Annotated in this window: 16 protein-coding genes; 8 read left to right on the top strand and 8 right to left on the bottom strand. The window is 60.5% G+C overall.

Features of this window, described 5'->3' with window-relative positions:
* Positions 1–4 precede the first annotated feature (4 nt).
* The 6 genes from flgJ to AAEZ10_RS22205 all read right to left on the bottom strand — a co-directional run bounded on the left by flgJ (position 5) and on the right by AAEZ10_RS22205 (position 6,670).
* A complete protein-coding gene (gene flgJ, locus AAEZ10_RS22230; protein WP_071171414.1) occupies positions 5–1,318 on the bottom strand; it encodes a flagellar assembly peptidoglycan hydrolase FlgJ in 1,314 nt (437 codons plus the stop codon).
* Positions 1,319–1,329: 11 nt separating this feature from the next.
* Positions 1,330–2,418, bottom strand: coding sequence for a flagellar basal body P-ring protein FlgI (locus tag AAEZ10_RS22225; RefSeq protein ID WP_024012083.1), 1,089 nt, complete (start codon positions 2,416–2,418; stop codon positions 1,330–1,332).
* Positions 2,419–2,445: 27 nt separating this feature from the next.
* Positions 2,446–3,141, bottom strand: coding sequence for a flagellar basal body L-ring protein FlgH (gene flgH, locus AAEZ10_RS22220; protein WP_016771110.1), 696 nt, complete (start codon positions 3,139–3,141; stop codon positions 2,446–2,448).
* A 51-nt stretch (positions 3,142–3,192) separates the two neighbouring features.
* Positions 3,193–3,978, bottom strand: a complete 786-nt coding sequence (gene flgG, locus AAEZ10_RS22215) for a flagellar basal-body rod protein FlgG (RefSeq protein WP_016771111.1) — start codon at positions 3,976–3,978, stop codon at positions 3,193–3,195.
* Between the two features lie 45 nt (positions 3,979–4,023).
* Positions 4,024–4,764: a flagellar basal body rod protein FlgF gene (locus AAEZ10_RS22210; protein WP_016771112.1), complete on the bottom strand. Its 741-nt coding sequence runs from the start codon at positions 4,762–4,764 to the stop codon at positions 4,024–4,026.
* Positions 4,765–5,107: 343 nt separating this feature from the next.
* A complete protein-coding gene (locus AAEZ10_RS22205; protein ID WP_016771113.1) occupies positions 5,108–6,670 on the bottom strand; it encodes a sigma-54-dependent phenylalanine hydroxylase transcriptional regulator PhhR in 1,563 nt (520 codons plus the stop codon).
* A 391-nt stretch (positions 6,671–7,061) separates the two neighbouring features.
* Here AAEZ10_RS22205 and phhA point away from each other — a divergent pair, with 391 nt between their 5' ends.
* From phhA to AAEZ10_RS22175, 6 genes are all read left to right on the top strand, one after another.
* The gene (phhA, locus tag AAEZ10_RS22200; protein WP_056783748.1) at positions 7,062–7,853 is read left to right on the top strand and encodes a phenylalanine 4-monooxygenase; all 792 of its coding nucleotides are present in this window, start codon (positions 7,062–7,064) and stop codon (positions 7,851–7,853) included.
* Between the two features lie 115 nt (positions 7,854–7,968).
* Positions 7,969–8,325, top strand: coding sequence for a 4a-hydroxytetrahydrobiopterin dehydratase (locus tag AAEZ10_RS22195; RefSeq protein ID WP_016771115.1), 357 nt, complete (start codon positions 7,969–7,971; stop codon positions 8,323–8,325).
* Positions 8,325–9,518 carry an amino acid aminotransferase gene (locus AAEZ10_RS22190; RefSeq protein ID WP_350571021.1) on the top strand — a complete coding sequence of 398 codons (1,194 nt, stop codon included), beginning with the start codon at positions 8,325–8,327 and terminating at the stop codon, positions 9,516–9,518. The genes AAEZ10_RS22195 and AAEZ10_RS22190 overlap by 1 nt, the downstream gene beginning before the upstream one ends.
* A gap of 271 nt (positions 9,519–9,789) precedes the next feature.
* Positions 9,790–9,921: a hypothetical protein gene (locus AAEZ10_RS22185; RefSeq protein ID WP_016771117.1), complete on the top strand. Its 132-nt coding sequence runs from the start codon at positions 9,790–9,792 to the stop codon at positions 9,919–9,921.
* A gap of 70 nt (positions 9,922–9,991) precedes the next feature.
* Positions 9,992–10,174 carry a hypothetical protein gene (locus AAEZ10_RS22180; RefSeq protein WP_039761215.1) on the top strand — a complete coding sequence of 61 codons (183 nt, stop codon included), beginning with the start codon at positions 9,992–9,994 and terminating at the stop codon, positions 10,172–10,174.
* Between the two features lie 112 nt (positions 10,175–10,286).
* The gene (locus AAEZ10_RS22175) at positions 10,287–11,474 is read left to right on the top strand and encodes an MFS transporter (protein WP_350571095.1); all 1,188 of its coding nucleotides are present in this window, start codon (positions 10,287–10,289) and stop codon (positions 11,472–11,474) included.
* Here AAEZ10_RS22175 and arfB read toward each other — a convergent pair.
* Together arfB and AAEZ10_RS22165 are read right to left on the bottom strand one after the other, a co-directional pair.
* Positions 11,471–11,884 (bottom strand): alternative ribosome rescue aminoacyl-tRNA hydrolase ArfB, encoded by a 414-nt coding sequence (gene arfB, locus AAEZ10_RS22170; RefSeq protein WP_350571019.1) that lies wholly within the window; start codon positions 11,882–11,884, stop codon positions 11,471–11,473. The two genes, AAEZ10_RS22175 and arfB, sit on opposite strands and share 4 nt — an antisense overlap.
* A 224-nt stretch (positions 11,885–12,108) precedes the next feature.
* The gene (locus AAEZ10_RS22165; RefSeq protein ID WP_039761099.1) at positions 12,109–13,521 is read right to left on the bottom strand and encodes an amino acid permease; all 1,413 of its coding nucleotides are present in this window, start codon (positions 13,519–13,521) and stop codon (positions 12,109–12,111) included.
* Between the two features lie 892 nt (positions 13,522–14,413).
* On the opposite strand from AAEZ10_RS22165, the gene AAEZ10_RS22160 reads away from it, so the two are divergent.
* Together AAEZ10_RS22160 and AAEZ10_RS22155 are read left to right on the top strand one after the other, a co-directional pair.
* Positions 14,414–14,551: a hypothetical protein gene (locus AAEZ10_RS22160; protein WP_003222780.1), complete on the top strand. Its 138-nt coding sequence runs from the start codon at positions 14,414–14,416 to the stop codon at positions 14,549–14,551.
* Between the two features lie 71 nt (positions 14,552–14,622).
* Positions 14,623–15,588, top strand: coding sequence for a M29 family metallopeptidase (locus AAEZ10_RS22155; RefSeq protein WP_024012077.1), 966 nt, complete (start codon positions 14,623–14,625; stop codon positions 15,586–15,588).
* The last annotated feature ends 89 nt before the right edge of the window (positions 15,589–15,677 follow it).

The raw sequence follows: 15,677 nt of genomic DNA, 5'->3' as shown, positions 1-15,677 counted from the left end.
TGCCTTATAAAGGCGTGGTGGAGACACCCGCCGCAGCGTAGTTTTCAAAACTGTTCATCTGCTTGGCAATTTGCGAAATCTTCGTCGCGTAGTTCGGGTCGGTGGCGTAACCGGCCTTCTGCAACTCGCGTACAAACTGTTCTGGGTTATCGGCCGACTTCAGCACTTCTTGATAGCGATTGTTGCTCTGCAGCAACGTCACCAGATCGTGGAAGCTGTCCTTGTACGAGGCGTAGGAACGGAACTCGGCCGTCTCCTTGACCATCGCGCCATTGCGGAACTCGCTGGTGATCGCGCGGGCCGAATCGCCCTTCCAGTTGCTGCTCGCCTTGATGCCGAACAGGTTGTGGCTGCTGCTGCCATCCTGGGCGCGCATGACCGATTTGCCCCAACCGGTTTCCAGCGCCGCTTGCGCCACCAGATAACGCGGATCGACGCCGATGCGGTCAGCGGCTTCCTTGGCCATCGGCAGCATGGTGTTGACGAATTCGTCGGCGGAACTGAAGGCCTTCTTCGCCGGTGCCAACGGAATCTGCGCCATGGCGCGGCCGTAAACCTGCATCTGCCCGCCAGCGGCTTTCTGCTCTTCGGCACGGGCCAGCCAGTCGCCGTTGTACAAAGCGCCGGAGCCTGTGACGGCGGTAGTCGCAGCACGTTGCGGCAAGGCGTTGGTCGCTGCTGCAGTGGTCGCAGTGGCCACGCTCGGCGCCGACGGCACCAGACCGGCGAGCAAGCGATCGGCCAGTTTCGGCGGCAATGCCAGACGCCGCTGGTTGATCAGCGCCATGTCGTTGCGATGGGCAATATCGGTGTTGTTCGGCGCATGCACCGAGCGCGATGCCCACAACGGACGCTCGCCGTTGACGCGGGACAGCGGACCGGTGGCGACGGTGCCGGCGGCAATCGGCGTCGGCACGGCGGCGGCCTTGGCCAGCGCTTCCTGCTGCTTGGCGGCGGACGCGGCCGCAGCCTCGCCCGGCGCCATCGGTTTGTTCTTCGACATCTGCCGGATCAGCACGTCGGCCAGGCCGATACCACCGCCCTCCCGCGACATGGAAACCGCCAGCTGCTGGTCGTACATTTCCTGATACTGCTTGGCCGCCGGCGTGTTCAGCGGGTTGTCCTGGCCGAGCGCTTCGGTGGCCGAACGCATCGACTTGAGCATTTCGCCGAGGAACAGCGACTCGAATTCCTGCGCCACCTTGCGCATGTTTTCGTCGCTGTTCTTGTCGCCGACCTTGAGCTGGTTCAGACGATTGAGGTCGGAGTAGGAACCCGAATCGCTGCTGCTGACCAGACCGCTTTTGCGCATATCCATGGTGGCCGGCCTCAGATCACGATCAGGTCGGCTTGCAATGCGCCGGCCTGCTTCAGAGCTTCGAGAATTGCCATCAGGTCACCCGGTGCCGCGCCGACCTGGTTCACCGCACGGACGATCTCGTCGAGGGTGGTGCCCGGGCCGAACTTGAACATCGGCTTGGCTTCCTGTTCGGCATTCACCCGCGAGCGCGGTACGACGGCGGTCTGGCCGTTGGACAGCGGGCCCGGCTGGCTGACGATCGGGTCTTCGGTGATGGTCACGGTCAGGCTGCCGTGGGTCACGGCGGCTGGCGACACTTTCACGTTCTGGCCGATGACGATGGTGCCGGTACGCGAGTTGATGATGACTTTTGCCACCGCCTGACCCGGATCGATTTCGAGGTTTTCCAGAATCGACAGGTAGTCGACGCGCTGGCTCGGATCCAGTGGCGCAGTGACCCGCACCGATCCGCCGTCGATGGCTTGGGCGACGCCAGGGCCGAGCATGTCGTTGACCTTGTCGACGATGCGCTTGGCGGTGGTGAAGTCGGAGCGGTTGAGGTTCAGCGTCAGGCTGTTGCCCTGGTTGAAACCGCTCGGCACCGCACGTTCCACCGACGCACCGCCAGGGATGCGACCGGCCGACGGAACGTTGACGGTGATCTTCGAACCATCGCGGCCTTCAGCGTCGAAACCGCCAACCACGAGATTGCCCTGAGCGATCGCATAGACGTTGCCGTCGATACCCTTGAGCGGCGTCAGCAGCAAGGTGCCGCCGCGCAGGCTCTTGGAGTTACCGATCGAAGACACGGTGATGTCGACCTGCTGACCTGGCTTGGCAAACGCTGGCAGATCGGCGCTCACCGATACCGCCGCGACGTTCTTCAACTGCACGTTGCCTGATCCCGGCGGCACCTTGATGCCGAACTGCGAGAGCATGTTGTTGAAGGTCTGCAGGGTGAACGGAGTCTGCGTCGTCTGGTCACCGGTGCCGTTAAGCCCGACCACCAGGCCGTAACCGATCAACTGGTTGGAGCGCACGCCGGAAATGCTGGCGATGTCTTTCAGCCGCTCGGCGTGTGCGGTGAACGCCGCAGACATCAACAACGCGGCCACCATAAGGCTTTTCAGATTCAACGTAGCCACCTAGAAAGGGAACAGCGGGCTGAGGAAGAAACGGTCGAACCAGCCTGGCTGACTCGTATCGGCAAACGCGCCGGTACCCGAGTAGGTGATGCGCGCATCGGCGACGCGGGTCGACGACACGGTGTTGTCGGTCGCGATGTCATCGGCGCGGACCATGCCGGCGATGCGCACCAGTTCGTCACCGGTGTTGAGCGTCAGCCACTTCTCGCCACGCACGGCGATGATGCCGTTGGGCAGCACGTCGGCCACGGTCACGGTGATCGAACCGGTCAGGCTGTTGCTCTGCCCGGACTTGGCGTCGCCCTTGGTCGAACGGTCGGCGCTATAGCCGGCGTTGAGACTCAGGTCGCCACCACCGATCGGGTTGTTGGTGGTCAGGCTGGAGCCGAACAACGAGGTCAGACCGATCGAGTTATCGCTGTTCTTGTCCATCTGCGAGTTGGCGTTCTTACTCGCCTGGGTGCGCTCGTTCAGGGTGATGGTGATGATGTCACCGACCCGGAACGCCTTGCGGTCGCTGTACAGGTTCTGCTCAAAGCCGGCCTGATAGATCGAGCCGTTATTGGCAGCCGCCGGCAACGGTGTGCGCGGCAACACCGGGGCGTAGTAAGGGTCATTGGGCTTGGGCGTCGGGGCGACGCAGCCCGCGAGCGAGACGACCCCACTCAATGCCAGAACAGATACAAAGCGCTTCATGACCCTACCTCACGGTGTTGCTGGCGACCTCAGGCCGCCCCAAAGACTGGATTACAGATTCTGCGTTACGAACGAGAGCATCTGGTCGGCGGTGGAGATCACCTTGGAGTTCATCTCGTAGGCGCGTTGAGTGGTGATCATGTTGACCATCTCTTCAACGGTGCTGACGTTCGAGGTTTCCAGGGTGTTCTGCAGCGTGGTACCGAAACCGTTGAGGCCCGGGGTGCCGATCTGCGGCGCGCCGGAAGCAGCGGTTTCCAGGAACAGGTTGTTGCCCACGGCTTGCAGGCCGGCCGGGTTGATGAAGTCGGCGGTCTGCAGGTTGCCGATCACTTGCGAGGCCGGGTTGCCGGCGATGGTGATCGACACGGTGCCGTCACGGCCGACAGTGAAGGTCTGCGCATCGTTCGGAATGATGATCGCCGGCTCCAGCGCGAAACCGCTGGCGTTGACGATCTGGCCATTGGAGTCGAGGTGGAAAGTACCGTCACGGGTGTAGGACGTGGTGCCGTCCGGCTGCAGGATCTGGAAGAAACCGCGACCGTCGATGGCCATGTCCAGCGGCTGCTCGGTGGTTTGCAGGCTGCCGGCGGTGAAGTTTTTCTGGGTGCCGACAATGCGCACACCGGTACCCACTTGCAGACCCGACGGCAGTTCGCTGTCCTGGGTCGACTGGGCGCCTGGCTGACGCTTGATCTGATAGAGCAAGTCCTGGAACTCGGCACGGTCACGTTTGAAACCCGTGGTCGAGACGTTCGCCAGGTTGTTGGAAATGGTGGTCAGGTTGGTGTCCTGGGCGGACAGACCGGTTTTGGCAACCCATAGAGCCGGAAGCATTCGATTCTCCTCGTGCGCCTGTTTTACGGCGCGACGTTCTGATAATTAGCTGATCTGCAAGACCCGAGCCATGGCCTGGTCGTCGTCTTTGGCGGTGTTCATCATCTTGACGTGCAACTCGAACTGCTTGGCCAGGGCCAGCACCGAAGTCATTTCTTCCACGGCATTGACGTTGCTCGACTCGAGGAAACCCGAGACCAGTTTGACGTTGGCGTCGGCTTGCGCCGGCTGGCCGTCCTTGGTGTAAATCGAACCGTCGAGGCCTTTGTTCATGTTCTTGATGTCCGGGTTGACCAGCTTGATCCGGTCGACTTCGGCCATGACGCGCGGACCTTCGCCCATTGCGCGAATGCTGATGGTGCCGTCTTCGCCGACTTCGACCTGCTGCTCGGGCGGCACGGCGATCGGGCCGCCATTACCGATCACCGGCATGCCGTTGCCGGCGCGCAACACGCCGAGGGCGTCGATGTTGAGGCTGCCGGTGCGCACGTAGCTTTCGCCACCGCTGGGGTTTTGCACGGCGATGAAACCGTTGCCGGATACCGCGACGTCGAGTTCACGTCCGGTCTGCACCAGCGAGCCCGGCGTGAAGTCGGTGGCGGGACGTTCGCTCATGGCAAACGCACGCGCCGGAAAGCTGTCACCGAACACCGGCATCGAACGCGCCTGCTCGAGGTCGCGCTGGAAGCCGTTGGTGGAGATGTTCGCCAGGTTGTTGGCATGCGCCCGCTGCGCCAGTGCGTTCTGGCTGGCGCCGGTCATTGCCACATAAAGGTACTTGTCCACTGTGTTTCCTCTGCATGCCGGACGTTTGCCGCCCACCGCTGTACTGCTCAGCCATAAGCAATTTGCAGACCAACTTTTTATTGGCGGGCGAAGGCCCGGCAAACAGGGGACTTGAGGGGATCGGAGGGGGAATCTGAAATGGGTCGAAGACGAAAAACCGGCGGTGTCATGCCGGTTAGTGGCAATCCTGAGTTCGGCGGGGATGGCGATCCTGTGGCGAGGGGATTTATCCCCGTTCGGCTGCGCAGCAGTCGCCAAGCCTGCAAATGAGGTCGCTGGGAAGGAAAAGCGGGGCGGCTTCGCCGCCCATCGGGGATAAATCCCCTCGCCACAAACGCTCTACTTAGCTTTCGGAGGTTTTGCCAACCTCATACTCACGCAACTTGTTGGCAATCGTCGTGTGCGAAACCCCCAGCCGTTTGCCCAACTGCCGACTGCTCGGGTGCTCGGAATACAAGCGCTCCAGCACCGCTTTCTCGAAACGCCCGACGATCTCGTCCAGACTTCCGTCGAGGGAGAAATCGCCAAGCGGCTGACGCACGCCGTAATCCGGCAGGCGAATATGTTCGGCCTTGACCGTGCCGCCGTCGCACAGGGAAACCGCCTGGAACAGCACGTTCTCCAGCTGCCGCACGTTGCCCGGCCAGTGGTAATGGCTGAGGCGATCCATCGCCGCCGGGGCCAGTTTCGGCAGCGGACAGCCGATCTGCCGACTGGCCTGGTCGAGAAAGTGCTCAACCAGCGGCGTCAGACCGTCGAGGCATTCGCGCAGCGGCGGGATGTGCAGCGACAGTACGTTCAAGCGGTGATAGAGATCCTGGCGAAACTCGCCGCGCGCGCACAATTCGGACAAGTCCACCTGGGTCGCGCAGATCACCCGCACATCGAGATACACCTCTTCATCACTGCCGACGCGACGGAAGCAACCGTCCTGAAGAAAGCGCAGCAATTTGACCTGCAAACGCGGGCTCATCTCGCCGACGCCATCGAGAAACAGCGTGCCGCCAGCGGTCAATTCGAGCAGGCCAAGCTTGCCTTCGGCCCGCGCACCTTCGAAGGCGCCGGGGCCGTAGCCGAACAACTCGGTCTCGGCCATCGACTCCGGCAACCCGGCGCAATTGAGCGCCATCAACGGTGACTGTCCACGCGGGCTGGCGAGGTGACAGGCGCGCGCCAGCAGTTCCTTGCCGGTGCCGGTTTCGCCTTCTATTAATAGCGGTGCATCCAGCGGCGCCATGCGTCGCGCTTCGCGGACCACAGCGGCCATGACTTTCGAGCTCTGGAAGATACTGTCGAAGCCGCGCAGCTCCTGTTTGCGCACGTTGTAGATGCGCTCGCCGACCCGATCGGCGCGGTGCAGAGTCAATACGGCGCCGGCCATGGCCTCGCTGTCGTCGTGTTCCGATTGCAGCGGCGCGATGTCAGCGAGAAAGATGTCGCCCTTGACCTTGACCCGCATGCCGTTGATCCGCGACTTGTTGGCGCGCACCAGTTCCGGCAGGTCGAAATCCTCGGCGTAGCGCGACAGCGGAATCCCCGGCACTTCATCGACACGCACGCCGAGCAACTGCGCCGCCGCGCGGTTGGCCGCAACGATCGAGCCGCCCATGTCGATCGACAACACCGGAAACTCCAGCGCGCCGAGCAACGCATTCAGTTCCATGTGCCGGCGTTCGCTGGGCATCAGCCCGACGCGCTTGACCCCAAACACCCCGCCGATCGCCTCGAACTTGGGGCGCAACGCCTGGAACTGGATGTTGATCAGGTTCGGGCAGTGCAGATAGATCGCATTGCCATGCTCACCGCCAACTTCACCGCGGGCAACGTTGATCCCGTACGCCACCAGCAGATTGAGAATGTCGCGCAGGATGCCGATGCGGTTCTGGCAGTGGACTTTGATGCGCATAGAAAAAGGCCCGACAAGATTGGGAAATTGACCAATGCCCGTGTGGGAGCGAGCTTGCTCGCGAAGGCGGCGGCACATCTTGCATTGATGTGTCAGGCCCACCGCTTTCGCGAGCAAGCTCGCTCCCACAGGGAAACGCGTTGCGCGCCGAACTGTTTTTCGTCGGGGCACGCAGATAGTTGTCAAGATTATGTGACAGCCCCTGCCCTTTTCAAACCCGCCAATCACCGTAAATGCGCATTATCCGACAAGGCGTAACGATAAGTTTACGAAACCAGCAGAATTTTCCTACGCATTCACCGCTCAACATGCTGCGCAGCTTCGCGCTCTGGGGTATTCCTTTAGCCATCGCTGGACATAACAAAAACGAATTTCCTAGCAGGAGAGCAGCATGAAGCAGACGCAATACGTGGCTCGCGAGCCCGATGCGCAAGGTTTTATCGACTACCCCGCCGAAGAACATGCAGTGTGGAACACGCTGATCACTCGCCAGTTGAAGGTGATTGAAGGTCGCGCGTGCCAGGAATACCTGGACGGTATCGAAAAACTCGGTCTGCCCCACGACCGCATCCCGCAACTGGCCGAGATCAATAAAGTCCTCGGCGAGACCACCGGCTGGCAAGTTGCCCGGGTGCCGGCGCTGATTCCTTTCCAGACGTTTTTCGAGTTGCTTGCCAGCAAGCAATTCCCCGTCGCCACCTTCATACGTACCCGCGAAGAACTCGACTACCTGCAAGAGCCGGACATCTTTCACGAGATCTTTGGTCATTGCCCGTTGCTGACCAACCCGTACTTCGCTGAATTCACCCACACCTACGGCAAGCTCGGCCTGCAAGCGACCAAGGAAGAGCGCGTGTATCTGGCGCGGCTGTACTGGATGACCATCGAATTCGGTCTGGTCGACACCCCGCAAGGCAAGCGCATCTACGGTGGCGGGATTCTGTCCTCGCCGAAAGAAACCGTTTACTGCCTGTCGGACGAGCCCGAGCATCAGGTTTTCGATCCCCTGGAAGCCATGCGCACGCCGTATCGCATCGACATCCTGCAGCCGCTGTACTTCGTCCTGCCCAATCTCAAGCGCCTGTTCGACGTGGCCCATGAAGACATCATGGCCATGGTTCGTCAGGGCATGCAGTTGGGCTTGCACGCGCCGAAATTTCCGCCGAAACCCAAAGCCGCCTGAACCGCGACTTTTGCTGACAATTGCGTCTGTCCGTCGCCGCCACTTTGCTTTAGCGTGACGGCATTGGCGGCACACGCGCTTTAATAAAAAACACACTCGTTTTCAGGAATACACCATGTCGACTTTGAACCAAGCCCACTGCGAAGCCTGCCGCGCCGATGCGCCACAAGTCAGCGATGAAGAACTGCCGATCCTGATCAAGCAGATCCCTGACTGGAACATCGAAGTACGCGACGGCATCATGCAGCTGGAAAAAGTTTTCCTGTTCAAGAACTTCAAACACGCGCTGGCGTTCACCAACGCCGTCGGCGAAATCTCCGAGGCCGAAGGTCACCACCCGGGCCTGCTGACCGAGTGGGGCAAAGTCACCGTGACCTGGTGGAGCCATTCGATCAAAGGCCTGCACCGCAACGACTTCATCATGGCTGCGCGCACTGACGAAGTGGCCAAGACCGCAGAAGGACGCAAGTAATGCACTTCGACGCCATCGGCCGGGTCCCCGGCGACCCGATTCTCGGTTTGATGGAGGCCTATGCGCAGGATGCCAATCCGCGCAAGTTCGACCTCGGCGTTGGCGTCTACAAGGATGCCCAGGGCCTGACGCCGATCCCGGAAGCGGTGAAAATCGCCGAAGCGCGACTGGTCGAAAGTCAGGACACCAAGACTTACATCGGTGGCCACGGCAACCCGCTGTTCGGCAAGGTCATCAATGAGCTTGTGCTCGGTAGCGACTCGGCATTGATCGCCGAACAACGCGCCGGCGCCACCCAGACCCCGGGAGGCACCGGTGCCCTGCGTCTGGCGGCCGACTTCATTGCGCAATGCCTGCCGGGCAAAGGCGTGTGGTTGAGCAACCCGACCTGGCCGATCCACGAAACCATTTTCGCCGCTGCCAAGGTCAAGGTCAGCCACTACCCGTACGTCGGCAGTGACAACCGCCTCGACGTCGAAGCGATGCTCGCCGTGCTCAGGGAAGTGCCGAAGGGCGACGTGGTGCTGCTGCATGCGTGCTGCCACAACCCGACCGGTTTCGACCTGAGCCATGACGACTGGAAGCGCGTGCTTGAAGTGGTGCGCAGCCGCGATCTGCTGCCGCTGATCGACTTCGCTTATCAGGGTTTTGGCGATGGTCTGGAGCAGGACGCCTGGTCGACCCGGTTGTTCGCGGCGCAGGTGCCGGAGCTGCTGATCACCAGTTCCTGCTCGAAGAACTTCGGCCTGTACCGCGACCGTACCGGTGCGCTGATCGTCTGCGCGACCAGCGCCGACAAGCTCATCGACATCCGCAGCCAGCTGGCCAATATCGCCCGCCACCTGTGGTCGACGCCGCCGGATCACGGCGCGGCAGTGGTCGCGACCATCCTCGCCGACCCAGAGCTGAAGGCGCGCTGGGCCGATGAAGTGGAAGCGATGCGCTTGCGGATCGCGCAGTTGCGCAGCGGTCTGGTCGAAGCGCTGGAACCGCATGGTTTGCGCGAGCGTTTCGCACACATCGGTGTGCAACGTGGGATGTTCTCCTACACCGGCCTGTCGCCGGAACAGGTGAAAACCCTGCGCGAGCGGCACAGCGTGTACATGGTCAGCTCGGGCCGGGCCAACGTTGCCGGGATCGACGCCACCCGCCTCGCATTGCTCGCGGACGCCATCGCCGACGCCTGCAAATAATCCCCCCGCCCGACTGATCGCTCCCACGCTCTGCGTGGGAATGCAGCCCGGGACGCTCCGCGTCCCAACAGCGGACGCAGAGCGTCCATTGAGGCATTCCCACGCAGAGCGTGGGAACGATCAGCAAACCCAGCTCTTGCCTCCCCTGCGGCCATCTGTCGCATTAATTTGAATTAAAAGTCTGATTGTCATTTTTCCTGCTGTATCCTGCGCAGGCTTTGTAAAGCGCGGAGCACCTGATCTATCAACAGACTTAGCGAGGAGCGCACCCATGCACGAGATTCCCAATCTCCCCTTCCCAAGCCTGCACGTACCTGAGCAGACGACCCCGCAACACGCCGGCGCCGAAAAGCCCGAGCCGCAAGAAGCCGCTGACAGCCGCAAAGCCGACAGCGAAGAGTAAGACCCGCCGTACAGACCGTGTGGAAAGCGCTAACATGCGCTTTCCACACTGCCTGAAATCCGAGCCCGCCATGACCGACGAATTCTCCGAAAGCCAAGCTGCCGTGCTGATCGGCGCCACCGAGAAGATGATCGAGATCTGGAATCGCCTCTCACCCGAGAAGCAAGCTGCCCTGCTCGAACGTTTCGGCAGCGAAGAAAACGCCCTCGCCGCCCTCGTCACCACGCAACTGGTCGCCCCGGCAAAATCCTGAAAACGCCGCCCGGCAAATAGTTTTACTTTTCCCCGCCCTTGAGCGGTTCACGCCGGTATCATGAGCAGCCTATCTAATCTGCTGCTCCCGTGGATCGTTACCCATGTCGTCTATACCCGAGCCCCAGCGTCCGCTGACGGTTACGCTGCAAGTAGTCTCCATCGTCCTTTTCACCTTCATCGGTTACCTGAACATCGGCATCCCGCTGGCCGTGCTGCCGGGCTATGTCCACAGTGACCTGGGTTTCGGCGCCGTGATCGCCGGGCTGGTGATCAGCGTGCAATACCTCGCCACCCTGCTCAGCCGTCCATATGCCGGCAAGATCATCGACAACCAGGGCAGTAAACGCGCAGTGATGATTGGCCTCGCTGGTTGCGGCTTGAGCGGTGTGTTCATGCTGGTTTCCGCGTGGACGCCGAACCTGCCGCTGGTCAGTCTGATCAGCCTTTTAATTGGCCGTCTGGTGCTGGGCAGCGCGGAAAGCCTGGTCGGTTCCGGTTCGATTGGCTGGGGCATCGGCCGGGTTGGCGCGGCGAATACGGCGAAAGTGATTTCCTGGAACGGCATCGCCAGTTACGGCGCCCTGGCGATCGGCGCGCCCTTCGGTGTGTGGCTGGTAAGCAGGTTGGGGCTGTGGAGCATGGGCGTGAGCATCATCCTCCTCGCTTTGCTCGGTCTGGCGCTGGCATGGCCAAAAACCGCTGCGCCAATCGTCGCCGGCGAACGTCTGCCGTTCATGCACGTGCTGGGCAAAGTCTTCCCCCACGGCTGCGGACTGGCGCTGGGCTCGATCGGTTTTGGCACCATCGCCACGTTCATTACCCTGTATTACGCGACCCAGCACTGGGACAACGCCGTGCTGTGCCTGAGCCTGTTCGGCGCCAGCTTCATCGGCGCGCGGCTGCTGTTCGGCAACCTGATCAACCGCCTCGGCGGCTTCCGCGTGGCGATTGCCTGCCTGTCGGTGGAAACGTTGGGTTTGTTGTTGCTGTGGATTGCGCCGGATGCGCATTGGGCACTGGCCGGTGCGGCGCTGAGCGGTTTCGGCTTCTCGCTGGTGTTCCCGGCGCTGGGCGTGGAAGCAGTGAATCTTGTGCCGGCCTCCAGCCGTGGCGCGGCGGTCGGTGCCTATTCGCTGTTCATTGATTTGTCGCTGGGGATCACCGGGCCGCTGGCCGGGGCGATTGCGGCGGGGTTCGGTTTTGCTTCGATCTTTCTGTTCGCAGCCTTCGCGGCGTTGAGCGGACTTGGCTTGAGTGTGTATCTGTACAGGCACACGGCAAAATACCGCGAGGCTTAAAAATCCACTTTGCCGCGCCCGGCCTTGATGCTGCCGCGCTTGGTTTTCGACTCCAGCCGACGCTTCTTCGAACTGAGGGTCGGCTTGGTCGGGCGGCGTTTCTTTTCCACTTTGGTGGCGCTGAGAATCAACTCGACCAGCCGCTCCAGCGCATCGGCGCGGTTGGCTTCCTGGGTGCGATATTGCTGCGCCTTGATGATCAGCACTCCGTCGCTGGTGATACGGCTGTCGCGCAGTGCCAGCAGGCGTTCCTTGTAGAACTCCGGCAACGACGAGTTGGGAATGTCGAAGCGCAAGTGCATGGCGCTGGAGACCTTGTTGACGTTCTGCCCTCCGGCGCCTTGCGCGCGGATGGCGGTCAGTTCGATCTCGGCATCCGGCAGATGCACATTGTTGGAAATCACCAGCATGGAAAAGCGTCCGTAATCAGAGCGTGCAGGATAACCTGATTCACTCAACCTCTGTGGGAGCGAGCCTGCTCGCGAAGGCGGTGTGTCAGTCGATGCAGATGTTTCTGATGGACCGCTTTCGCGAGCAGGCTCGCTCCCACAGGGTTCGGTGTGATGTCAGATTTTTCCATTTCAAAACAACAAACCCGGCACTCTGGCCGGGTTTGTCGTTTCTGCCTGCGAGGTTATTTCGCGGTCGCAGCCACCACCGGCTGCACACTGCGCTTGTTCTTGATCAGGTAGCAGACCCACATGAACACCACCCACACCGGAATCGCGTACACCGAGATCTGAATCCCCGGGATCAGCAGCATCACGCCGAGGATGAACACCACGAACGCCAGGCAGACGAAGTTGCCGTACGGGTACCACAGCGCTTTGAACAGTGGCGTCTGTTTGGTCTGGTTCATGTGCTGGCGGAACTTGAAGTGCGAGTAGCTGATCATCGCCCAGTTGATCACCAGCGTCGCAACCACCAGCGACATCAGCAGTTCCAGCGCGTGCTGCGGAATCAGGTAGTTGAGCAACACGGCAACCAGCGTCACTGCCGCCGACGCCAGAATCGAACGCACCGGCACACCGCGCTTGTCGATCTTCGCCAGACCTTTCGGCGCATCGCCCTGCTCGGCCATGCCCAGCAGCATGCGGCTGTTGCAGTAGGTGCCGCTGTTGTATACCGACAGCGCGGCGGTCAGCACAACGAAGTTGAGGATGTGCGCGGCGGTGTTGCTGCCGAGCATCGAGAACACTTGTACGAACGGGCTGCCGCTGTAGGAATCACCCGAGGCGTTGAGGGTTTCCAGCAGGCTGTCCCACGGGGTCAGCGACAGCAGGATCACCAGTGCGCCAATGTAGAAAATCAGGATGCGGTAGATCACCTGGTTGATCGCTTTCGGGATCACGGTTTTCGGCTTGTCGGCTTCAGCGGCGGTGAAACCGAGCATTTCCAGACCGCCGAAAGAGAACATGATGATCGCCATGGCCATCACCAGACCGCTTACCCCATTGGGGAAGAAACCGCCGTGGGACCACAGGTTGGAGACCGAGGCTTGCGGGCCGCCATGGCCGCTGACCAGCAGGTAGCTGCCCAGCGCGATCATGCCGACAATCGCCACAACCTTGATGATCGCAAACCAGAATTCGGCTTCACCGAAGACTTTGACGTTGGCCAGGTTGATCGCGTTGATCAGCACGAAGAATGCAGCAGCGGAGACCCAGGTCGGGATGTCCGGCGCCCAGTAATGGATGTACTTGCCGACCGCTGTCAGCTCGGACATGCCCACCAGAATGTACAGAATCCAGCAGTTCCAGCCCGACAGGAACCCGGCGAAACCGCCCCAGTATTTGTGGGCGAAGTGGCTGAAGGAACCGGCCACCGGCTCTTCGACGATCATTTCGCCGAGCTGGCGCATGATCATGAAGGCGATGAAGCCGCAAATGGCGTAGCCGAGGATCATCGACGGGCCGGCGGATTTCAGTACCCCGGCAGAACCGAGGAACAATCCGGTACCGATCGCGCCACCGAGGGCGATCAGTTGAATATGGCGATTTTTCAGGCCGCGTTTAAGCTCGCCTGATTGCGAGGGTTGTCCACTCATGAAAAAGGTCTCACGCAAGGTTTGATGATGTTCAGTAGACGTTGCTGCAAGGTTGCGATTTCAGGCAGCCCCGATCAAACCCCAGCGCAGGCACCAGGAGTTCAGCTCATTTACAACGGTCATGCGTCACCTGTTTGTTTTTATCTGTGACGAAATCGAACCCGGCACGCTTGTGGCGCGGCGGAGTGAACAAGGCGGATAGCCTCGAGATTTTTGCGATTACGCAGAGGGTCACAGTTAAAACGCGGCGCATTGTACACCGCTAACCCCCTGCTGCCAGACCCGCCTGATCAGCGTGTCGGTTGCCGGGATTGCGCGTGTCCGCCTCGACAGTGCCGAGCGGCTGCAAAATATGAGTCAGGCCTTTGCAGGCCATCGACGGGGACGAGGAGAAAACCGTCCCACGGAGAGAAGTGGAAATCAGTCGCGGCGTTCATTGCGCCTCCTTCTTGTTATTCGCCTGCACGACAGGCATGGGGCGCATCACACCCTGCCTGAAGGCTGGAAACAAGCGCGCCAGAGCCCTGCGTGGCGCACGCTCCGTCGGGTTACGGAAGCTTTTCCTTACAACGGATGGCGAGACGGGAAATCACCGCGTTGGCGGGCCAATATCGTCAGGTTTTCTTTACAAGCTGTAACGAATATTTTCCGAAGCAGAAATTTCTGTAGGACGTCTGCATATTGACGGTCGCTAGCTTGCTATCAATTTCGCCGACCTAGTTTTTTGTTTTCAAATAAGAAAATTCATCGCGAAAAACAGAACAAAAAGTCTATTTAAAAATTAAATGGATAAATTTTTGCATTCACAAAAACGCTCAACTAGGTTCTTCACGTCTCACCGGCCACCTCGACCGGTCAGTCATAAACCGTGAAATTCTCTAGGAGATCGACCATGCAAGCACTGGAAAAAGACTTGGATACCGAACTGCAACTGGACGAATGGTTTGAAGCGCCAACCCATGAGGCCGCTGTGGAAATGATGCAAGCCGACGCAGTGGTTCCGTTCGGCACGGCGATGTGGCCTTTGTAAGACATCCCGGGCAGGCACGGTCCGGCCGGTCGTGCCTGCCGCTTCATTTCCCGGTCAGTCAGGGAGGATTCATGGACAAGCCCCGCGCCATCTCGCATTTCCTTTACTACCTCGAACATCACCCAGCCCTCGCCGGCCTCGACTCGGCGAAGGTCATGCTCGGCCATACTGCCGACTACGAAGCCCTGACCGGCGCCATTGCCGAACAGGCCGGCGAGCATCCGCGCTTTCAGTTCAGCGCCCGGCGTCTGGACCTGGAAAGTACCGCAGCGCTGTCCGAGGCAATTGCCGACAGCGATCTGTACATTTTCTTCTACGACTCTTCCACCCTGCCCAACCCGCGTCCCGATGGCCCGGAGTTCGTCCGCGCACTGCAAGCGGTCATGGCGGAAAACTGGAAGAAGTCGCTGCTGTTCAAGGATTACGGCGACTATTTCTACGACACTTTCAGCATCACCCCGCAGCGCATCGCCGGGCTCAACAGTCACCTGATCCAGCGCATGTCCCAAGCGACCACGCTGAGTTTCAAGGATGACCACGGCTCATGGTTCGAAACGCCGATGAGCAGCATCAAGAAGTGGACCGACATCAATGGCGTCGGCAACTTCGACCTCGCCCCCGGCGAAATCGCCACCCACAGCGAAGCTATCAACGGCCATGTGAAGTTCAAGGGCACCTTCCTCAGCACCATCCCGTTCGCGCGCAAGTACGGCGTGCTGGAATCGCCGCTGGAATTGTGGATCGAGAACTCGACCATCAGCCGCATCGCCACCGACGTGCCGGGACTGGAGCATGATTTCAACAAGTACCTGGATGCCAACCCGTCGAACCGACGGATTGAGGAGTTGGGGATTGGCACCAATGAAGGCGTCAAGGATCTGTATGCCCGTAATGCCGGGTTTGAGGAGCGGCATTGTGGGCTGCATCTCGGACTGGGCGGTGGCGCCAAGGGCAGTCATCACCTGGATCTGATCTTTTCTGGCGGGGTGTTGGCGCTGGATGACAAGCCGGTGTTTGATGGGCGGTTTGTGTTTTAGGCGACTGACGCCTTCGCGAGCAGGCTCGCTTGTATGGTAGGACTTGAAGGGAGGAGGAGGGACAAGGCTCGATTCTGACTGTTAGCGCA

Source organism: Pseudomonas sp. H26/SER47-MNA-CIBAN-0231 (genome assembly GCF_040310465.1).
GTDB classification, from domain to species: Bacteria; Pseudomonadota; Gammaproteobacteria; order Pseudomonadales; family Pseudomonadaceae; genus Aquipseudomonas; species Aquipseudomonas atacamensis.
Note: the sequence above shows the minus strand (reverse complement) of the source record. Positions and strands in the feature narration are given on the sequence as shown.